The sequence below is a fragment of the Rhodococcus yananensis genome (assembly GCF_020515525.1).
Classification (GTDB): Bacteria; Actinomycetota; Actinomycetes; order Mycobacteriales; family Mycobacteriaceae; genus Rhodococcus; species Rhodococcus yananensis.
The window spans coordinates 1-19,620 of record NZ_JAIYEP010000006.1 but is presented as its reverse complement, the minus strand read 5'-3'; the positions used below and the strand labels follow the sequence as shown (position 1 = coordinate 19,620).

Sequence of the window (19,620 nt, the reverse complement as noted above, 5' to 3'; positions counted from 1 at the left end):
CGGGGAAGGTCAGTCGGGGGTGTCGACCTTCGTCATCGCGAGGACGTCGAGTCGGCGGTCGAGTTCGTCCTCCGACAGCTTCTCGCCGACGAGTCCGCGGTCGACCACCGTCTGACGGATCGTCTTACGCTGTGCGAGAGCTTCCTTCGCGACCGCCGCGGCTTCCTCGTAGCCGATCGCGGAGTTCAGAGGTGTCACGATCGACGGCGACGACTCCGCGAGCGTCCGCAGATGCTCGACGTTCGCGACGAGACCGGTGATGCACCGGTCGGCGAACAACCGGGACACGTTCGCGAGCAGGCGGATCGACTCGAGCACGTTGCGTGCCATCATCGGGATGTACACGTTGAGCTCGAACGCCCCGGCGGCGCCACCCCACGCGACCGCGGCATCGTTGCCGACCACCTGAGCGGCGACCTGTGTGACCGCCTCGGGCAGAACGGGATTGACCTTACCGGGCATGATCGAGCTGCCGGGTTGCAGGTCGGGAAGCTGGATCTCGCCCAGTCCCGTCAGCGGACCGGAGCCCATCCACCGGACGTCGTTCGCGATCTTCGTCAGCGACACCGCGATCGTGCGCAGCGCACCGGAGACCTCCACCAGACCGTCACGCGCGGCCTGGGCCTCGAACGGGTCGGCTGCGGGCCGGAGATCGTCGAGACCGGTGGCCTCGACGAGCGCCGCCACGACCCGCGGGCCGAAGCCGTCGGGGGCGTTGAGCCCGGTGCCGACCGCGGTGCCGCCGATCGGTAGTTCACCGAGCCGCGGCAGGGTGGCGCGCAGGCGCTCGACGCCCGCCTCGATCTGCCGGGCGTAGCCACCGAATTCCTGGCCGAGCGTGACCGGGACGGCGTCCATCAGATGGGTACGACCGGACTTGACGACGGTGCGCCACTCGTCGGCCTTCCCGCGCAGCGCCGCGTGCAGGTGGTCGAGGGCCGGAACGAGATCGGTGACGACCGCCTCGGTGGAGGCGACGTGGGTGGCGGTGGGGAAGGTGTCGTTCGACGACTGGGACATGTTCACGTCGTCGTTGGGATGCACGGTCACGCCGGCGTTCGCCGCGATGGACGCGATGACCTCGTTGGTGTTCATGTTCGAGCTGGTTCCCGAACCGGTCTGGAACACGTCGATGGGGAACTGGTCGTCGTGCTTCCCGTCGGCGATCTCGGTGGCGGCGGCGACGATCGCGTCGGCCTTCGCCGCGTCGAGCAGACCGAGGTCCTTGTTGACGCGCGCGCACGCCGCTTTGAGCAGGCCGAGTGCGCGGATCTGTGCGCGTTCGAGGCCGCGGCCGGAGATCGGGAAGTTCTCGACGGCACGTTGCGTCTGCGCGCGCCACAGCGCGTCGATCGGGACACGCACCTCGCCCATCGTGTCGTGTTCGATGCGGTACTGCGGGGATTCCTGATCGGAAGTGTCGGTCATGACGTCCACGGTATGCCCGCGGGGTCCTCCCGTGGGGTGTCACGAACACGAACGTGGTCGCGGGCACCCCACGGGCCTCGAGAACGGATCAGGGCATGGGCGGGACGGCGCCGTCGACACCTTCGAAGTCGATCGACGAGAACTCGCTGAGCTTCTGCAGGCGGTGGTACGCCTCGATCATGCGGACGGTGCCCGACTTGCTGCGCATGACGATCGACTGGGTTTCGGCGCCACCCGCGCTGTAGCGGACACCGCGCAGCAACTCGCCGTCGGTCACTCCGGTCGCGCAGAAGAAGATGTTCTCGCCGGTGACGAGGTCGCCGGTGGTCAGCACACGGTCGAGGTCGTGGCCGGCGTCGATGGCCTTCTGCCGTTCGGTGTCGTCCTTCGGCGCCAGCCGACCGTGCAGTTCGCCACCCATGCAGCGCATGGCGGCGGCCGCGATGATGCCTTCGGGGGTGCCACCGATACCGAGGAGCATGTCGACACCGGAGCCGGGGCGGGCCGCGGCGATCGCGCCGGCGACATCGCCGTCGGAGATCAGGCGGATCCGGGCACCGGCCTCACGGACCTCCCCGATGATCTGCGCGTGCCGCGGGCGGTCGAGGATCGTCACCGTCAGATCGGAGATCGCGACTTTCTTCGCCTTGGCGACGCGACGCACGTTCTCGCCGACCGGTGCGGTGATGTCGATGACGTCGGCGGCGTCGGGACCCACCGCGATCTTCTCCATGTAGAACACGGCCGACGGGTCGAACATGGCGCCGCGCTCGGCGACGGCGAGCACCGCGATCGCACCCGCGGCGCCCTTCGACATGAGGGTGGTGCCGTCGATGGGGTCGACGGCGACGTCGCACAGCGGCCCGTCGCCGTTGCCGACCTCCTCGCCGTTGTACAGCATGGGCGCCTCGTCCTTCTCGCCCTCGCCGATCACGACGACACCCTGCATCGACACGGAGCTGACCATGTGGCGCATCGCGTCGACGGCGGCGCCGTCGCCGCCCTCCTTGTCGCCGCGCCCGACCCAGCGGCCCGCAGCCATCGCCGCTGCTTCGGTGACGCGAACCAACTCGAGTGCGAGATTGCGGTCGGGAGCTTCGCGGCGCGATGGGGTGGTGGCCGTCATGGGCTACTGCCTCCTGGTGCAGTCGGTCGGTGCGGGATGGCACCGACGGGCGCGGCGGCCGATCGGCGGCCGTGCTGATGGGTGTCTTGCGTGGTCATTGTCTCACCATGTGCACGGTGATGACCTCTCGGACCCAGGGCGGCGTCACCGCGGTCTGCGGGCGGCTGTCAGACTGGACGGGTGGCTTCGAAGAAACCCCGCATTCTCACCGATCTCCGCGACATGTCGTGGTCGCTGATCCCGTTGGTGGTCGCGATGCTGCTGATCGCCGCGGTGGCGAGCCAGTGCTCGTTCAACCCGGGGGGCCCGTCCGCGGGACCGGCACCGACGTTCGACGTCGATGCGGGCCTGCGGTACGACGCGAAGGAACTCGGATTCCCGATCCGGCAACCCGAGGTGCCGGAGGCGTGGCATTCGAATTCGGGTAGCCGCAGCATCATCACCGGCGACCACGGCGGTGACTCGAGCACCGTCGGTTACATCACCGAGGGCGGCCGCTACGTGCGGTTCACCCAATCGGATGCGGGGGAGGACGAACTCGTCCGGTTCGTCGCCGGGGGACCACGCTACGTGACCGGTGCCCAGCAGATCGGCGACCGCGACTGGACCGTTTACGGCGGTGAGGGTGTCGAGGCGCTCTGGGTGTCGGACTTCGGTGACGTGCGCATCCTGATCGGCGGTTCGGGTACCGACGAGGAGTTCGCGACCATCGCGACGGCCGTCGGATCGGCCGAACCCCTCACCCCCTAGTCTCGGGCTGTCACGGTCGTCAGGCGTCGTCGAACTCGTCCTCACCGGCGGCGAGCGCGTTCTCGACGCGTTCGCGTGCCCCGGCGAGGTGTTCCTCGCAGCGTTTCGCGAGGGCCTCGCCCCGTTCCCACAGTGCGAGGGAATCGTCGAGATCGAGACCACCCTGTTCGAGCATCTTGACCACGTTGACCAGTTCGTCCCGTGCCCGTTCGTAGCCGAACTCGGCCACATCGGCGTTCGTGTCGCTCACCTGTCGATCCTCTACTTCTCTCGTCCCATCACCGCGGCCCTGATCGCGCCGTCACCGACCCGCACCCGTAGCTGGGTTCCGGGTGGCATCTCGTCGACGGACCACACGACTTCCGGTTCACCGTCCGGTATCACCCGCTGCACCACCGCGTACCCGCGCGCGAGGGTGGCGGCCGGTCCCAGCGTCGCCAGCCGAGCCCGCAGGTGCTCGACGGTCGTCGCCTCGCGGTCCACGACGCGGACGATGTCGCGACGTGCGGTGTGCCGGAGCCGGTCGATCTCCTCGGCGCGGGTGTCGATCCCGCGCAGCGGGTCGGCCAGCACCGGACGGTCGCGCAGCCCCGCCACCACGTGCTCTTCTCGCCGCACCCAGTTGCGCAGCGCGGCGGCCGAACGGGTCCGCAGGTCGCCGACGAGTTGCAGTTCCGCCACCGCGTCGGGAACCACGTGTTTCGCGGCGTCGGTGGGGGTGGCGGCGCGATGGTCGGCGACGTGATCGGACAGGGGGCTGTCGGGTTCGTGACCGATCGCGCTGACCACCGGCGTGGTGCATGCGACGATGGCGCGGCACAACGCTTCGTCGGAGAACGGCAGCAGATCCTCGACGCTTCCTCCGCCTCGCGCGATGATGATCACGTCGACGTCGGGGTCGGCGTCGAGGGCTTCGAGCGCGTCGAGGATCTGCGGGACCGCGGTGGGGCCCTGCACCGGGGTGTTGCGGATGGCGAAGCGCACGGCCGGCCATCGCCGCTGGGCCACGGACACGACGTCCCGTTCCGCGGCGCTCGCCCGACCCGTGATCAGGCCGATGCGTTGCGGCAGGAACGGCAGCGGCCGTTTGAGTCGTGGATCGAACAGACCTTCGGCGGCGAGCAGGGCGCGCAGGCGTTCGATGCGGGCGAGGAGTTCGCCGATCCCGACCGCGCGGATCTCGGTGACCCGCAGCGACAGGCTGCCGCGACCGGGCCAGAACGTGAGTTTGCCGAACACCACGACGCGGCTGCCCTCGGTCAGCGGCATCGGAGCCGAGTGCAGCAACTGGGGTGAGCACGTGACCTGCAGCGACATGTCGACGGACGCGTCACGCAGCGTCAGGAACGCGGTGCGGGTTCCGGGGCGGGCGTTGATCTGCGTGATCTGCCCCTCCACCCAGATGGTGCCGAGCCGGTCGATCCAGCCGGCGACCTTCTGCGCGACCGTCCGCACCGGCCACGGATTCTCCGCCGAGTTCGTGCGACCGGCGCCCTGCCCGGTGGTCACTTGCGGCCGGCGGTGGCGATCCGGTTCGACAGCATCGTGACGAACGGTGCGCGGGCGGCGTGCGCGTTCTCGTGGTCGAGCAGCACGGTGAGGTCGTCGACGGACAGGGTGCGCAGCCGGGCGCGCAGCTGCGCGAGCGTCAGTGAGTCGTAGTCGAGGTACTCGACGATCTCGGCGGTGGAGGCGGCGCCCGCCACCGGTGAGGTCTTCGTCACACCCGGCTTCGTCGGGGTCTTCGCGGTGGGTGCGGTCTTCCGCGCGGACGACGTTTTCTTCGCGGGCGACGTTTTCTTCGTGGCCGGCGCCTTCTTCCCCGGCGCCTTCTTCGCGGGGGCCTTCGTCGCCGGTGCCGCCTTCACCGATGCTGCCGGTGCGTCGTCGGCCGGTGACGGTGACGGGGCGCCGGCGGTGTCGCGGGAGGCGGGCGGCGGTGTCGAGTAGAGCGCGAACCGGCCGGTCGCCGCGGTCTCCGCCGGAGCGGGATCCGCGGGCGCAGTCGGCGCCCGCGCCGGGGCCGGACCATCCGAGTCGGTCGCGGTGGTTGCGCTGGTAGAGGCGGGTGCATCGTCGTCGAACACCGCCCACGCGGGCTGTTCGTCGGGGCCCGCTCCGAGCAACTCGAACAATCCGTCGCCCTTGATGGCCAGTTCGGTGAGCACCTGCTGCATCCGCATGGTGGTCTGCAGGACCTGACTGACCGTCGTCATGGGCAACGCGACGGCCGTGCTCGGGAGTTTGAGTGTCTCTTCGTACGCGGTGACGGCCACACCTGCGGCCACACGCGCCATGAACGGGGGACGGATCATGTCCTCAGCCTGCCTCACGATCGGGGTCGATGGTGACCGGGAACGCCACACGGTGTTCGCGGCCCGTACTCTGCGGCCCGTAGTCTGGTGGTATGTCTGCGCCTGTTCCACTCGAAGTCGGTATCACCCGGTCACCCGCCGTCTCCGGTCGTGGGAAGCGGGTGCTGCTCGCCGAACCCCGCGGTTACTGCGCCGGCGTGGATCGGGCGGTCGAAACCGTCGAGAAATCCCTCGAGAAGCACGGCGCACCAATCTACGTTCGCAAGGAGATCGTGCACAACCGGCATGTCGTGCGGACCCTCGCCGACCGCGGTGTCGTGTTCGTCGACGAAACCGACGAGGTGCCCGAGGGCGCCGTGCTCGTGTTCTCCGCGCACGGTGTGTCCCCGGCGGTGCACGAGGCCGCGGCCGCCCGGAACCTGCACACCATCGACGCGACGTGCCCGCTGGTGACGAAGGTGCACCAGGAAGCGAAGCGGTTCGCGCGCGACGACTACGACATTCTGCTGATCGGCCACGAAGGCCACGAGGAGGTCGAGGGCACCGCGGGAGAGGCACCCGACCACGTGCAGCTCGTCGACGGCCCCGACGCGGTCGACAACGTCGAGGTGCGCGACCCGGCGAAGGTCATCTGGCTGTCGCAGACGACGCTGAGCGTCGACGAGACGATGGCGACGGTGCAGCGTCTGCGTGAACGGTTCCCGCTGATGCAGGATCCGCCGAGCGACGACATCTGCTACGCCACCCAGAACCGTCAGGTCGCGGTCAAGGCGATGGCCCCCGAATGCGATCTGGTGATCGTCGTCGGATCCCGGAACTCGTCGAACTCGGTGCGGCTCGTCGAGGTCGCACTGGGCGCCGGCGCGAGGGCCGCGCACCTGGTCGATTACGCCGCGGAGGTCGATCCCGCGTGGCTCGAGGGGGTACGGACCGTCGGAATCACGTCGGGAGCGTCGGTCCCCGAGATCCTGGTGCGCGGTGTGATCGAACTGCTCGAGGGCCACGGATTCGACGATGTGCAGTCGGTGACCACGGCCAACGAGACACTCGTGTTCGCGTTGCCCCGGGAGTTGAGGGACGCCCGCCGGGCCTGACCCCACCGCACCCGTCCGCGCGGCACCCGTCAGCGTCGGCTGCCCGCGTCGGCTCGGAGCCGGATGCTCAGTCGTCGACGCGGTCGCGGTAGCGGACCTGCCGCGGCGGATACGGTTGCGCCTGCCGCGCCGGATCGACCCCGGCCGCCCCCGGCGGTGCGGATCTGCGCACCGCCGGCGCACCCCGGGTGTCGACGACATCGCGGACGGACGCCTTCGTCGTCACGCGTGTCTTCGCTTCCACCGGGGTTTCGCGAGTGGCGCGTGCCGGTGCCCGCCGCGGCGCTCCCGAACGCACGGGGGCGGCCTCAGCGCGGGGGAGGTCGCCGCGGGGGGTGCCTCGCCGGCCACGGTCGGCGGCCGGTGACTGCGCGGCCCGCGGCGGTGCGGTGCGTACCGGCGCCTCGGCGCCCCGGCCCACGGCGTCCGCAGCCTTCCGGCCGCCTGCACCGGCGGTCTTCCTCGACGCCCCGCGCGCCGGTGCCGGTGTGCGCCCCGACCGCGCGGGACGGCGCGCCCGGACACCCGTGTTCCGGTGTGTCAGGAAGATCCGTGCCCCGCCGATCGTCAAGGCGAGGACGGTGGCCAGGAGCATCGCCGGGAACCGGTTCACCAGCGGATAGACGACGTTGAGCGCCAGATCCTTGAGCCCCGCGGTGCTACCGGAGGCCACCAGTTCCTGCCCGAGCGGCACCATCAGCAGCAGCAACAGCGGCGGCTGCGCCATCGCCGTGAACAGTGCCCGGTAGCGCACGGCCACCACGGCGGCGACGCAACCGAGCACGTAGAACAGCGTGAACGTCGACGACAGTTGGTCGCCGCTCATGCCGTCGATCAGGACGCCGATGCCGGTCACCACGATGGCGACGATCAGCGCACCCCACCAGGGCACACCGGGCAGCGACGGCGCCGACGACCGCATGTCCAGCGGCACTGCCGAGCGGGCGCGTTGGGATGCAGACACAAGGTAAACAGTAACCCGACGACATCATCCGACTTCGTCGACAGGACCGGTGGATCGGGTGGTTTCTGCAAGTGTGCTGCGCCGCGGCCACGCATCGACGCTCCGGACCTCGGGCACGTCGCCGTCGAAGATCTCCAGGTCGTGGAGCTTTCGGGCGGTCACACCGACCCGGGTGTCCATCGAGGACACCGTGAGATTGAACGAGTCCACGGCCTTGCCGAGTTGACTGCCCAGCCGGTCGAGATGGGTTCCGACCGTGCCGAGGCGCCGGTACAGTTCGCGCCCCAACCGGTGGATCGTCGCAGCGTCCTGCGACAACGCCTCCTGCCGCCAGGTGTGCGCGATGGTGCGGAGCAACGCCACCAGCGTCGTCGGCGTGGCCAGGATCACGTTCCGCGTGAAGGCGTATTCGAGCAGATCCGGGTCCGCTCCCAGCGCCGCGTCGAGGAACGGGTCGCCCGGCACGAACAACACCACGAACTCGGGGGTGGGATCGAACGACTCCCAGTACGCCTTCGCCGACAACTGGTCGACGTGCGTGCGCAGCTGACGGGCGTGCCGGGTCAGATGCCGGTCGCGGGCCGCCGGATCCTCTGTCTGCGCCGCGTCCAGGTAGGCCGCGAACGGCACCTTCGCGTCGACGACGATCTGCTTCCCGCCGGCCAGGTACACCAGAAGATCGGGCCGCACACCGTCCGCGACGACCTGCGTGTCGAAGTCGCAGTGCCGGACCATCCCGGCGAGTTCGACGACCCGCTCGAGCTGGATCTCCCCCCACCGCCCCCGCACCTGCGGGGCGCGCAGCGCGGTGACGAGCTGCTGCGTCTGCGTCGACAACAGCTGCGACGCGCGGTGCATGCCCTCGACCTGCTCCGTCAGACCCGCATACGCGTGCACCCGGCTGCGTTCGACCTGATCGACCTGGCGGGCCAGCGCGCCCACCGCCTCGTGCAGCGGCCCGACGAGCCGCGACACCTGATCGCCGATCGCCCCCGACTGTCGGCGCGCGGCGTCCTCGCTCACGGCGCTCAGCGACTGACGCAACTGCGCCTCGTTCGCCTCGAGCGCCGCCAGCTTCGCTTCGGCGCGCGCGGCGCGGTCGCCGCTGCGGGAGGAGTGCAACAACCAGCCGAGCACCACTCCGAGGGCGAGCGCAACCAGCAGACCCGTGGCCGTGAGAACCGACATGCAGCGCATGATGCCGCACCGCACCGACACGAGCGGGGACGTCGCTCACCCGTGCGGCGGACGTGTCGGTCCGGTCCTCTACGGTCGGAGGTCATGCGGATCCTGCACACGTCCGACTGGCACATCGGGCGCACCTTCCACGGTGTCGACCTGCTCGCCGACCAGTCGGCGGCGCTCGCCGCGATCGCACGGATCGTCACCGAACGCGCCGTCGACGTCGTCGTCGTGGCGGGCGACGTGTACGACCGGTCGATCCCCGGCGCCGACGCCGTCACCGTGTGCAACGACGGGTTCGAGGCCATCCGGTCGGCCGGTGCGGCCATCGTCGCCACCTCCGGCAACCACGATTCGCCGGTGCGGCTCGGTGCCGCGGCGTCGTTCGCGGCGCACGGCGGCCTGCACCTGATCACCCGGCTCTCCGGAATCGATCGTCCGGTCGTCCTCGACGACGACCACGGGCCCGTCGCGTTCTACGGCATCCCATACCTCGAACCCGAGATCACGCGGGCCGAGTTGGGGATCCCCGATGCACGATCGCACCAGGACGTCCTCGACGCCGCGATGGCCCGGGTGCGTGCCGACGCCGCGAGCCGCGGCGGCCGGCACGTGGTCCTCGCGCACGCCTTCGTCGTCGACGGGGAACCGTCCGAGTCCGAACGGTCCATCTCGGTCGGTGGCGTCGAGACGGTCGCGGCCGGCACCTTCGACGGTGCCGACTACGTCGCGCTCGGCCACCTGCATTCACCCCAGACCGTCACCGAGCACGTCCGGTACTCGGGGTCGTTGCTGCCGTACTCGTTCGGGGAACGCCACCACCGCAAGGCCGTGTGGCTCGTCGACCTCGACGGCGACGGCCTCCACCGCGTCGAACGCGTCGACCTGCCCACGGTGCGTGAGCTCTCGCAACTGACGGGCACCCTCGACGATCTGCTCGCCGACCCCGGGTACGGCCCCGCCGAGGACCACTACGTCGCGGCCGTCCTCACCGACCGCGCCCGCCCCGTCGATGCGATGCGTCGGCTGCAGGCCCGGTTCCCGCACGCCGTGCACGTGCAGTGGGAACGCCCCGACACCGCGTCCGAAGGCAGCTACCGCGAGAAGGTGCGCGGACGCACCGACCTCGAGGTCGCGTCGACGTTCGTCTCCGACGTGCGGTCCGAACCGAGCGAACGCGAAGTCCGATGGATGGAGCAGGCCCTGCGCGACGCCGACCGCCGTCGAGGTGTCGGGGACGAACAGGCCACCCCCGGCGACGACCGCGCCGAGGTGTCGGCATGAGGCTGCATTCGCTGGAGATCACCGCGTTCGGGCCGTTCGCCGACACCGTGTGCATCGACTTCGACGAACTCGGCACCGACGGCCTGTTCCTCCTCCACGGGCAGACCGGCGCCGGCAAGACCTCCATCCTCGATGCGGTCGCGTTCGCGCTCTACGGGACGGTGCCGGGTGCCCGCGCCGACGGTCGCCGGTTGCTGTCCGACCACGCCCCCCGGGGAGCGGTCCCGAAGGTGCGCCTCGACGCGACCATCGGTGGTCGTCGCGTGCGCATCGAACGCAGCCCCGAATTCGAGCGGCCCAAACTCCGCGGAACCGGAACCGTCCGACAGCAGGCGAAGGCGACCCTCGAATGGCTGGACGGCTCGGGTGAGAACCTGTCGCGCATCCCCGACATCGGCGACGTCGTCAAGGCGCTGCTCGGGATGAGCGCCGACCAGTTCTTCCAGGTGGTGCTGCTGCCGCAGGGCGAGTTCGCGAAGTTCCTGCGGGCGCCCAGCGACGAACGCGGCAGGTTGCTCGAGCGGCTGTTCGACACGACTCGCTTCGGCGACGTCGAACAATGGTTCAAGGAGCGACGCAGCACCGGGGCCAAGGAACTCGCCGACGCACAGCACGCCGTCGACGTCCTCGCCGCGAAGGTCGCCGCGTCCGCGGGTATCGAGGCGGGCGCCGACTCCGAACCCGTGCAGTGGGCACACCGGTTGCTCGCCGACGCCGCCGACACCCGTGACGCCACCGCCGCGGCGCTCGACCGGGCCCGCGACGACGACACCCGCGCCCGCGCGGCACTCGAGGCCGCCACCGCGTTGCAGGAACGGATCGGCCGGAGAGCCGCGGCGCTCGCGACGAACGCCGAGCTCGATGCGACCGCCGTCGATCGTGCGGCCCTGGCCGCCGAGCGTGAAGCAGCGCGCCGCGCGGAGGTCGTCGCCGTTCACGACCGCGACGCCGCCGCAGCTGCTGCTGCAGCCGAGTCCGCCCGTCGTCGGCTCGATGTCGCGGCAACCGCTCTCGGTGCCCACACCGAGGGTTCCGCCCTCCTGGACGAGGTTTCGGGACCCCCGTCCGAGAGCGACCGCGCCACGATCAGGCCCCGGTGCGACGCCTGGTCCGGTCGGGTCTCGCGGCTCGACGCCCTGCTCGACGAGGAACGAACGCTCGACGCGATCGAGAAGCGCCGCAAGCGAACCGATGTCGAACGGGCACGACTGGAGGCGGAACGCGAGGGGGTGGTCGCCGATCGTGCGTCGCTGCCGGATCGGCTCGCCGCGGCCACCGCGGCGGTCTCGGAAGCGGAGAAGGCGGAGGCCGCACTGCCCGGGCTGATCGCCGACCGCGAACGCAGCGCCGACGCTCTCGAGGCCGGCGTCGAACTGCGATCCCGCACAGACGAACTCGAACGCGTTCGCGTGCAGGCCGTCGAACTGCACGATGCTGCGAACACGGCGAGGACGGCGACCCTCGAGATCCGTGAGCGACGTCTCGCGGGGATGGCCGCCGAACTCGCGGGCCGCCTCGAGGACGGACGGCCGTGCGAGGTGTGCGGGTCCCGCGACCACCCCGAACCCGCGCGTCCGGCACCCGACGCCACGACCGAGGACGACGAGAAACGCGCGCAGACCGTCGAACAGCGCGCAGCCGAGGCGCTGTCCGTGGCGCGCGCGGCCGAAGCCGAGATCGCCGCGGTCGTCGCGACACTCGAACAGCGTTGCGGTGGGCGCGAGGTGACCGACCTCGAAGAGACCCACCGCCTTGCGGTCGCGGCACACGAGGCCGCAGCGGACGTGGCCGGTGACCTCCCACGGCGTCGCCGGCACGTCGCCGACCTCACCGACCTCGACGGCGCACTGCAGAACCGTGCCGCGACGATCGACACCGAACTGGCGGCGCTCGACCGCGACGACGCGGTCGCGGAGGCGGAGGCCACCGAGATCCGTCGCCGGATCACGGAGGCCGCCGGCGACGGTGTGTCGTTGGCGGAGCAGCGTGCGCGGACGGCGACGCTGCTGGACGCGGCCACCTCGTGGCTCGACGCGCGCATCGACACGGCACACGCCCTCGCCCTCGAGCGGCGACGTGCCGACGAGGCGGAGATCGCCGCACGCGAGCACGGTTTCGCCGATGTCTCCGAGGCACGGGCCGCGGTGCGGACCGCGGCGCGGCTCGACGAGATCGACGGTGTGTTGCGCGAGGCCGAAAGTCGGCGAGCGGTCGCGGCGGCCACGCTGACCGAACCCGCTGTCGCGGCACTGACCGGTGATGAGTTCGTCGACGTGGACGCGGCGCGCGCCGCCGTCATGGAGACAGGTGAACAGCTGCAGCGGGCGATCTCCGTGGCGTCGGAGGCGGATCGTCGACACGACGACATCGCGACGTACACGGCACGTCTCGAGGATGCGCACGCGACACTGGTGCCGCTGCGGGACGCGCACGCCGAGCTCACCGCGCTCGCCGACGTCGTCGCGGGGGGCGGGGCGAATGCGCGACGAATGTCACTGCGGTCGTACGTGTTGGCGGCGCGTCTCGAGGAGGTCGCCGAGGCCGCGTCGACACGGTTGCGTCGGATGTCCGGCGGGCGCTACGAGTTCGTGCACACCGACGCCGCCGGTAGTCACGGTCGTCGCGGTGGGCTCGGGCTCGACATCCACGACGAATACACCGGTGCGGTGCGATCGACGAAGACCCTGTCGGGCGGCGAATCGTTCCAGGCATCCCTCGCGTTGGCGCTCGGATTGGCCGATGTGGTCGCGGCCGAGGCCGGCGGCATCGTCCTCGACACGATGTTCATCGACGAAGGATTCGGCACGCTCGACGCCGATGCGCTCGACTCGGTGATGGGCGTGCTCGACGACCTGCGCGCCGGTGGGAGGGTGGTCGGTGTGGTCAGTCACGTCGACGAGATGCGTCAGCGGATTCCGAGCCGCCTGCACGTCCTGCGCGGTCGCGCCGGTTCGACGGTCGACGTCGTCGGCTGACCGCTCCCGCCCCGCCCCCCGCCCCTACCCCGAGCGAACGGTACGTTCGCTCGATCGATCGAGACGAACGGTCCATTCGCTCACGGGACGGTGCGTTCGGTGGAGCGTTCGTCGATCTGTTCACCGACGTAGCGGATCACGACCGCAGCGACGGCGGCGACGGGCACCGCGAGGAACGCGCCGATGATGCCGAACAGCGACGAGCCGGCGGTGACGGCGAGCAGCACGATGACGGCGTGCAGGTTCATGCTCTTGGACTGCAGCACCGGCTGGAGCACGTTCCCTTCGATCTGCTGCACGGCGATGATGAGGGCGAGGACGATCAGCGCGGTGGTGAACCCGTTCGCGACGAGCGCGACCAGTACCGCGAGCGCGCCCGCGACGAAGGCCCCGACGATCGGCACGAATCCGCCGATGAACGTGAGGATCGCGAGTACCGGCGCCAACGGGACACCGAGTATGACGAGACCGATGCCGATGAACACAGCATCGATGAGGCTCACGAGCGCCTGGGTGCGGATGAAGCCGCCGAGCGTGTCCCACATGCGCAGCAGGACCGCTTCGAGGTGGCGACCCGCGCGCCCACCGCCGACACGGTGCAGCCAGGGAAGGAAACGCGGCCCGTCCTTGATGAAGAAGAACGTGAGCACCAGTACGAGACCGAGGGTGACCAGCAGCGACCCGGCTGTGCTCACCCCGGAGAAGACGCCACCGGCGATGCTGGCGGCGCTGCCCTGCACCTTCTCGACGACGACGTGCACGGCGTTGTCGAGTTGCTCGTCGCGCAGGTTGATCGGCGGGCCCTGGATCCAGTCCTGGACCGTGTTGATGCCTTCGGTGGCCTTGTTCGCGAGGTCGGGCATCTGCGAGATCACCGACGGGACGATCCCCGCGATGATCCCGCCGACGATCAGGAAGAACATCACGAGTGTCATGCCCGCGGCGGCGGCCGGCGGAACACCGCGTTTCGTCATGCCCCGGGTGGGCGGCCACAGGATCGTCGACACGACGATCGCGAGTGCGATGGGCAGCAGAATCACCCAGGTCTTCTCGATGATCCACCCGAGGACGAGCGCTGCCGCCGCGATGATCACGAGACATGCGGACCACTTCGCCAGCCACATGCCGCCCTTGCCGATGAGGGTTCCGCGATCGGGCCGGGCCGGAGCGGTGTCGTTCGCCGGCGCGGTGTCGTTCGCTGCGGCGGTGTCGTTCGCCGGGGCGGTGTCCGTCGACTCCCCGGCGTCCTCCGGGGCGGCCGAGGGTTCGTCCTTCGATTCGCTCAACACGGGTCCTTTCGGTCGGCGCGGGGCCGTCGACTCGATCGACATCGCCAATCTACGGGTGACACCCCGCGTGCGCAGGGCCGACACGGTCGTAGCTCTGCGGTGCCGGGGTGTGACGTGGCATCCTCGAACCATGAGCCCCCGCTTCCGTTCGTCCCGCACGACGGCCGTGTTGTTCGCGGCCGGTGTCGCCACCGCTGCGATCGCAGGGTGTGGCACCGACGACGCCCCGTCGACGGACGACCTGCGTTCCTCCGCCGGTGCGGTCGTCACCTCGGTCAAGGAGGGCGCGGAAGGTGCCCTCTCGTCGGTGCAGAGCGCGGGTGCCCAGGCGGGGGACGCCATCGACCAGGCACAGTTGTCCGCGTTCGTTGCGGCGTTCCGTGCCGCGTACCCGGACCTGTCGGCGGATCGGGAGACCTCCTCGATCGAGACGATCGTGACCGAGACCTGCCCCCTCGTCGACGAGGACGCATCCGACGACGACATCCGGGCGAAGGTCGCCGAAACGGCCACCAACGGATCGGCGGAGCCGACCGACGACCAGGTCGGGCAGATCACGCAGATGGTGCGCGCCGCCTGCCTGTGACGCGCGGGCACGACGCCGCTGCCATGCGGGCGTCGGTCCGCCGGAGGCGACCACGTAGAATCTTGATTCCGTGAGCCTTACCCTCGGAATCGTCGGACTTCCCAACGTCGGCAAGTCGACGCTCTTCAATGCGCTGACCAAGAACGACGTGCTGGCCGCGAACTACCCGTTCGCGACCATCGAGCCGAACGTCGGTGTCGTCGAACTGCCCGACGAGCGACTGAACCGGCTCGCCGAGATCTTCGGATCCGAGCGGATCCTGCCCGCCACCGTGTCGTTCGTCGACATCGCCGGCATCGTCAAGGGCGCCTCCGCCGGGGAGGGCATGGGCAACAAGTTCCTCGCCAACATCCGCGAGGCCGACGCCATCTGCCAGGTGGTGCGTGTCTTCGACGACCCGGACGTCGTGCACGTCGACGGTAAGGTCGATCCGATGGCCGACATCGAGGTCATCGCCACCGAGCTGATCCTCGCCGACCTGGAGACCATCGAGAGGGCCCTCCCGCGCCTCGAGAAAGAATCGCGGAAGAACAAGGAACTCGTCGCCCAACTGGACGAGACGAAGAAGGCGCAGAAGATCCTCGAGGACGGACGCACCATCTTCGCCGCGCAGAGCGAAATCAAAGCCGAACTGCTCCGTGAGCTGCATCTGCTCACGGCGAAGCCGTTCCTGTACGTGTTCAACGCCGACGAGTCGGTGCTCACGAACGAGGACCGCAAGAACGAACTGCGCGCGGCCGTCGCTCCGGCGGATGCGGTGTTCCTCGACGCGAAGGTGGAGTCGGAACTTCTCGAACTCGACGAGGACGAGGCGATGGAGCTGCTCGAATCCATCGGTCAGACCGAAGCGGGCCTGAAGCAGTTGGCGCGCGCGGGCTTCCACACCCTCGGCTTGCAGACCTACCTCACGGCGGGTCCGAAGGAATCCCGAGCCTGGACGATCCGCAAGGGTGACACCGCACCGAAGGCCGCCGGTGTGATCCACACCGATTTCGAGCGGGGATTCATCAAGGCGGAGGTCGTGTCGTTCGCCGACCTCGACGCTGCCGGCTCGATGAACGCGGCCAAGGCCGCAGGCAAGGTGCGGATGGAAGGCAAGGACTACGTGATGGTCGACGGTGACGTGGTGGAGTTCCGTAGCGGAAACCAGTCTGGGAAGAAGTGAGTTAGATAAAGATCGGGTGACAGCTGGGTCGGTCGTTCCGAGCGCAGGTAGATCACGGATAGAGTCCACGAGGAAGTAGTGCAATGGCCGCAATCTTCAAGACCGTCGCTTGGCAGGTCGAGCAGTTGGTGAGCGGCGTCAGCACGGGACAGATCCAGTTGCCTGACTTGCAGCGGCCCTTCGTTTGGCCTGCTACCAAAGTGCGGGACCTTTTCGACTCGATGTACCGTGGCTACCCGGTCGGTTCGTTGATGTTTTGGGACGTGGTCGCAGCGGGTGAAACTCATGCGATCAGCTCAGACGCGCAGCTGGGTGCGAGTCACCAGATAATTGACGGCCAACAGAGGTTGACGAGTCTGTATGCCGCGATGCAGGGTCACTCGGTCCGCGACGAAGCATACCGGCAGCGAAAGATCGTGATCGCGTTCAATCCCTTCACCGAGAAATTCGAAGTCCGCACGCCAGCCCTTGCGAAGTCCGTGCAGTGGGTGGAAGACATCTCCTCGTGTTTCGCATCGCCTATCGCTGCCCGTAAGGCTTTCGTCAAGCGCTATGAGGCCGGAGGTAACCAACTCAGCGAGGACGAAGAAGAACGTGTCGAGGTCGTATTCGCCAAGCTCACTGAGCTAAAGAACTACCAGTTCGACGTGGTCCACATTCAGAAGGATGTGGATAAGCGGCTTGTGGCCGACGTGTTCGTCCGGATCAATTCGGAGGGAGTCAGACTCAAGGCATACGACTACATTCTGACCTGGCTGAGTGTGTTCTGGTCTGAGGGGCGCGAGGAGATCGAAAATTTTGCCCGCAACTCCAGACTCAGCACTCAACGTGCATCCGAGATTGCAGGGACTCCCGTCACTTGGACTGCGTTGAATCCGTACATTGCCGTGGAGACCGGTCACGTGGTGCGGGCTTTGGTCGCGGTGGGGCAAGGTCGAGGTCGCCTCCAGGATGCGTATGCGGCACTCCAAGCCAAGGAGAAGGCGACCGGGCAAGTTAACGCTCACCGACAAGAGGTGGAGCTGAACAAACTGAAAGCCGCGCTGCCAGTGGTTACCAATCAGGTGAGCTGGACCGAATATGTGCGGTCGATTCGCACGGCGGGCTTCCGACAATCGGCGAACCTGACTTCGAACATGAACGTCGTCTACTCGTACGTCATATTCCTGTTGGGGCGTACTCACTACGGCGTGGAGTTGGCCGTCCTGCGGACTCTCGTTGCGCGTTGGCTGTTCATGGCGCAGTTGACGGGCAGGTACACCGGGTCGTCGGAGTCGCAGATTCAGAAGGATCTCGATCGTATCTACAGCGTCAGCAAAGGCGATGCTGCGGGCTTCGCCACTATCCTCGACGAGATGATCGGCTCCCAGCTCACGCCAGATTTCTGGCAGTTCAATATGCCCCAGGACCTGATGACGTCTGGCTCTGCGCTCTCTCCTCAATACCAGTGTTACCTCGCGGCGCTCAACATTCTTGATGCCAAGATGTTCATGCTCGACGCCCGGGTCGTCGACTGGATGGACCCCTCACAACCAGCTGTAAAAGGTACTGAGGGGCACCACTTGTTCCCTCGCGCCTATCAAGAGAAGGTGCTTGGCATCACCGACATCAAGCGTGTCAATCAGGCTGCTAACTTTGCGCCTACTGACTGGAGTACCAATATCGCCATTGGCGACGACCCCCCGTCGGTCTACTGGCCGAAGCTGGTCGCCGCTCGGTCGACGTCACCGGAATGGTTGGCCAAGCAGATGTACTGGCATGCGTTGCCGCAGAGCTGGGAGAGCATGACCTATGAGGATTTCCTTGAGGCTAGGCGTGTACTGATGGCCCGCGTCACTCGTGACGGCTACAAGGTTCTGTCTGGATCTGCAACCGAGTTGCCAGTTGAACGCGTCCAGGAGGTTGCGGAACCAGCCGAGGAACCGACATTGGCCGAGCTAATCGAAGCTGGAGTCTTGCGGCCCGGAGACCTGCTCGACCCTGTTGACCCTGGGTGGGAAGTCGATGCAGTCGTCGATGATGACGCCACCTTGGTGATCGACGGTACAAAGCAGTTTGATTCGTTGACGGAAGCCTCCCACTCGTTGGGCGTCACCAATATGAGTGGCCTTGAGTTCTGGGCGTTGGAGACGCCGGACCGGCTTGTGCCGTTGAAGGATCTAGTAGTGACAGGAGAGGCAGTTCGTGAGTAGGCGAGACCAAGGAGACGTTGTGGAATTCCGATTCAACGTGTGATGTGAGCTGATCCTGCTCCGCGGGCCCCGTCGATCGTCGTGATCGGCGGGGCTTCGTCGCCTCGTTCTTGTCTTTCCGCATCGAGCAATCAGCGCTATCATAGTTGATAGCAAGAGGAGGTGGCTCTGATGTCATCCATCATCGTGCGTGGTCTCGATGACCACGTGAAGGAACAGCTCGCATCGCAGGCGAAGGAGCACGGGCGGTCCATGGAGGCCGAGGTTCGAGACATCCTGACGAAGGCCGCTCGACGGCAGCACATCGGCATGGCTCTTCTGGCCGTGGCGCGGGATGTCGGTGGGGGCGATGAGCTGCCGATTCCGACGCGCGATGATGTCGCACGGGCGGCGGACTTCGAATGATCGTCCTCGACACGAACGTCATCGCAGAGATCTTTCGGTCCTCGCCGGAGCCTCGTCTCGTAGAGTGGCTCGTTTCGCTGACGGGCGACGTCGCGATCACCGCCATCACTCTCGCGGAGTTGCATGCCGGTATCCGAAGGCTCCCGGAAGGCCGACGCAAAGACGAGCTGGCGCACGGGATCGAGGAAGCGGTAGCACCGTATCGGGGGAGCCGGTCGGTGCTCGCCTTCGATGCTGACGCGGCGGAGCGATACGCGGAGGTGCTCGCGTCGCGTGAGGCAGCAGGTGCGCCGGTCAGTACCGCCGACGCCCAGATCGCCGCGATCTGCCTGGCGCACGGGGCAACCTGCGCTACGCGCAATGTGAAGGATTTCCAGCACACCGGCGTCGAACTCGTGGACCCGTGGAATGTCAATGCGTGAAGCGTCATTCGAGCGAGGTCCTCGCCCACCAGGAGCTCACTGAGGCCGATCTGGGTGGGCTTCGACAGCTCTTCGACAGCGAGTATCTCAAGGAGCTCGGAGAGTGGGATCCGCAACAGCCCTACGGCTACACATCACATGATGTCCACATCATGGCGCGGATCGAAGGTCTTGTCATCGGCCACGTGGGATGGGCGCGCCGCGTGATCGCTGTCGGCACGGAGACACTCGCGATCGCGGGAGTCGGCGGTGTCTTGATCTCCGCTGACGCAAGAGGGATGTGAATCGCCCCGAGTTCGGCGGAGGCTCAGCTATCTGGTTCCAGCCTCAGCGAGGACCGGTGTCTCACGGTAGTCGGCCGCCGAGTGATTTGCCCAGTAGGCGGCCTCGTACTCGACAGGCGGGACGTGGTTGATCTCGCCATGCAAGCGGCGGTGATTGAA

The 19,620-nt window shown here is 68.1% G+C and carries 18 protein-coding genes; 10 read left to right on the top strand and 8 right to left on the bottom strand.

Annotation, left to right across the window (positions count from 1 at the left end):
- Positions 1-9: 9 nt before the first annotated feature.
- Together LDQ05_RS02400 and glpX are read right to left on the bottom strand one after the other, a co-directional pair.
- A complete protein-coding gene (locus tag LDQ05_RS02400; RefSeq protein WP_226435305.1) occupies positions 10-1,428 on the bottom strand; it encodes a class II fumarate hydratase in 1,419 nt (472 codons plus the stop codon).
- A gap of 88 nt (positions 1,429-1,516) precedes the next feature.
- The gene (gene glpX / locus LDQ05_RS02395; protein ID WP_226435304.1) at positions 1,517-2,554 is read right to left on the bottom strand and encodes a class II fructose-bisphosphatase; all 1,038 of its coding nucleotides are present in this window, start codon (positions 2,552-2,554) and stop codon (positions 1,517-1,519) included.
- A gap of 180 nt (positions 2,555-2,734) precedes the next feature.
- Here glpX and LDQ05_RS02390 point away from each other — a divergent pair, with 180 nt between their 5' ends.
- Positions 2,735-3,304: a DUF4245 domain-containing protein gene (locus LDQ05_RS02390; RefSeq protein WP_226435303.1), complete on the top strand. Its 570-nt coding sequence runs from the start codon at positions 2,735-2,737 to the stop codon at positions 3,302-3,304.
- A 19-nt stretch (positions 3,305-3,323) separates the two neighbouring features.
- Here LDQ05_RS02390 and LDQ05_RS02385 read toward each other — a convergent pair whose 3' ends face one another.
- From LDQ05_RS02385 to LDQ05_RS02375, 3 genes are read right to left on the bottom strand one after another with little or no spacing between them, the layout of a single operon-like run.
- Positions 3,324-3,554, bottom strand: coding sequence for an exodeoxyribonuclease VII small subunit (locus tag LDQ05_RS02385; protein ID WP_226435302.1), 231 nt, complete (start codon positions 3,552-3,554; stop codon positions 3,324-3,326).
- An 11-nt stretch (positions 3,555-3,565) separates the two neighbouring features.
- Positions 3,566-4,813, bottom strand: a complete 1,248-nt coding sequence (gene xseA, locus LDQ05_RS02380) for an exodeoxyribonuclease VII large subunit (protein ID WP_226435301.1) — start codon at positions 4,811-4,813, stop codon at positions 3,566-3,568.
- Positions 4,810-5,619, bottom strand: a complete 810-nt coding sequence (locus LDQ05_RS02375) for a lipid droplet-associated protein (RefSeq protein WP_226435300.1) — start codon at positions 5,617-5,619, stop codon at positions 4,810-4,812. The genes xseA and LDQ05_RS02375 overlap by 4 nt, the downstream gene beginning before the upstream one ends.
- Before the next feature lie 92 nt (positions 5,620-5,711).
- On the opposite strand from LDQ05_RS02375, the gene LDQ05_RS02370 reads away from it, so the two are divergent.
- Positions 5,712-6,713 carry a 4-hydroxy-3-methylbut-2-enyl diphosphate reductase gene (locus LDQ05_RS02370; protein ID WP_226435299.1) on the top strand — a complete coding sequence of 334 codons (1,002 nt, stop codon included), beginning with the start codon at positions 5,712-5,714 and terminating at the stop codon, positions 6,711-6,713.
- Between the two features lie 67 nt (positions 6,714-6,780).
- Here LDQ05_RS02370 and LDQ05_RS02365 read toward each other — a convergent pair whose 3' ends face one another.
- Positions 6,781-7,677 carry a DUF6542 domain-containing protein gene (locus tag LDQ05_RS02365; RefSeq protein ID WP_226435298.1) on the bottom strand — a complete coding sequence of 299 codons (897 nt, stop codon included), beginning with the start codon at positions 7,675-7,677 and terminating at the stop codon, positions 6,781-6,783.
- A gap of 24 nt (positions 7,678-7,701) precedes the next feature.
- Positions 7,702-8,865 carry a DNA recombination protein RmuC gene (locus LDQ05_RS02360; protein ID WP_226435297.1) on the bottom strand — a complete coding sequence of 388 codons (1,164 nt, stop codon included), beginning with the start codon at positions 8,863-8,865 and terminating at the stop codon, positions 7,702-7,704.
- Positions 8,866-8,958: 93 nt separating this feature from the next.
- Between LDQ05_RS02360 and LDQ05_RS02355 the strand changes: the two genes are divergently transcribed.
- Complete coding sequence (locus tag LDQ05_RS02355; protein WP_226435296.1) at positions 8,959-10,143, top strand: exonuclease SbcCD subunit D; 1,185 nt, start codon at positions 8,959-8,961, stop codon at positions 10,141-10,143.
- A complete protein-coding gene (locus LDQ05_RS02350; RefSeq protein WP_226435295.1) occupies positions 10,140-13,118 on the top strand; it encodes an AAA family ATPase in 2,979 nt (992 codons plus the stop codon). The genes LDQ05_RS02355 and LDQ05_RS02350 overlap by 4 nt, the downstream gene beginning before the upstream one ends.
- An 80-nt stretch (positions 13,119-13,198) precedes the next feature.
- Here the strand turns inward: LDQ05_RS02350 and LDQ05_RS02345 are convergent, their stop codons facing one another.
- Complete coding sequence (locus tag LDQ05_RS02345) at positions 13,199-14,257, bottom strand: AI-2E family transporter (RefSeq protein WP_226435366.1); 1,059 nt, start codon at positions 14,255-14,257, stop codon at positions 13,199-13,201.
- A gap of 280 nt (positions 14,258-14,537) precedes the next feature.
- Between LDQ05_RS02345 and LDQ05_RS02340 the strand changes: the two genes are divergently transcribed.
- From LDQ05_RS02340 to LDQ05_RS02315, 6 genes are all read left to right on the top strand, one after another.
- Positions 14,538-14,993 (top strand): hypothetical protein, encoded by a 456-nt coding sequence (locus LDQ05_RS02340; RefSeq protein WP_226435294.1) that lies wholly within the window; start codon positions 14,538-14,540, stop codon positions 14,991-14,993.
- A 70-nt stretch (positions 14,994-15,063) separates the two neighbouring features.
- On the top strand, positions 15,064-16,158 hold the full coding sequence (gene ychF / locus LDQ05_RS02335; protein ID WP_226435293.1) for a redox-regulated ATPase YchF: 1,095 nt from the start codon (positions 15,064-15,066) through the stop codon (positions 16,156-16,158).
- 83 nt (positions 16,159-16,241) lie between these two features.
- Positions 16,242-18,350, top strand: coding sequence for a GmrSD restriction endonuclease domain-containing protein (locus tag LDQ05_RS02330; protein ID WP_226435292.1), 2,109 nt, complete (start codon positions 16,242-16,244; stop codon positions 18,348-18,350).
- Positions 18,351-18,521: 171 nt separating this feature from the next.
- A complete protein-coding gene (locus LDQ05_RS02325; RefSeq protein ID WP_226435291.1) occupies positions 18,522-18,755 on the top strand; it encodes a FitA-like ribbon-helix-helix domain-containing protein in 234 nt (77 codons plus the stop codon).
- A complete protein-coding gene (locus LDQ05_RS02320) occupies positions 18,752-19,177 on the top strand; it encodes a type II toxin-antitoxin system VapC family toxin (RefSeq protein WP_226435290.1) in 426 nt (141 codons plus the stop codon). The genes LDQ05_RS02325 and LDQ05_RS02320 overlap by 4 nt, the downstream gene beginning before the upstream one ends.
- Positions 19,174-19,461: a hypothetical protein gene (locus LDQ05_RS02315; protein WP_226435289.1), complete on the top strand. Its 288-nt coding sequence runs from the start codon at positions 19,174-19,176 to the stop codon at positions 19,459-19,461. Before LDQ05_RS02320 ends, LDQ05_RS02315 begins: the two co-directional genes overlap by 4 nt.
- Positions 19,462-19,620 lie beyond the last annotated feature (159 nt).

Coding starts and splice junctions, on each gene's coding strand:
- LDQ05_RS02375 (WP_226435300.1), bottom strand. CDS start 5,619: ATGATCCGTCCCCCGTTCATGGCGCGTGTGGCCGCAGGTGTGGCCGTC.
- glpX (WP_226435304.1), bottom strand. CDS start 2,554: ATGACGGCCACCACCCCATCGCGCCGCGAAGCTCCCGACCGCAATCTC.
- LDQ05_RS02320 (WP_226435290.1), top strand. CDS start 18,752: ATGATCGTCCTCGACACGAACGTCATCGCAGAGATCTTTCGGTCCTCG.
- LDQ05_RS02350 (WP_226435295.1), top strand. CDS start 10,140: ATGAGGCTGCATTCGCTGGAGATCACCGCGTTCGGGCCGTTCGCCGAC.
- LDQ05_RS02330 (WP_226435292.1), top strand. CDS start 16,242: ATGGCCGCAATCTTCAAGACCGTCGCTTGGCAGGTCGAGCAGTTGGTG.
- LDQ05_RS02340 (WP_226435294.1), top strand. CDS start 14,538: ATGAGCCCCCGCTTCCGTTCGTCCCGCACGACGGCCGTGTTGTTCGCG.
- LDQ05_RS02400 (WP_226435305.1), bottom strand. CDS start 1,428: ATGACCGACACTTCCGATCAGGAATCCCCGCAGTACCGCATCGAACAC.
- LDQ05_RS02325 (WP_226435291.1), top strand. CDS start 18,522: ATGTCATCCATCATCGTGCGTGGTCTCGATGACCACGTGAAGGAACAG.
- LDQ05_RS02370 (WP_226435299.1), top strand. CDS start 5,712: ATGTCTGCGCCTGTTCCACTCGAAGTCGGTATCACCCGGTCACCCGCC.
- LDQ05_RS02360 (WP_226435297.1), bottom strand. CDS start 8,865: ATGTCGGTTCTCACGGCCACGGGTCTGCTGGTTGCGCTCGCCCTCGGA.
- LDQ05_RS02355 (WP_226435296.1), top strand. CDS start 8,959: ATGCGGATCCTGCACACGTCCGACTGGCACATCGGGCGCACCTTCCAC.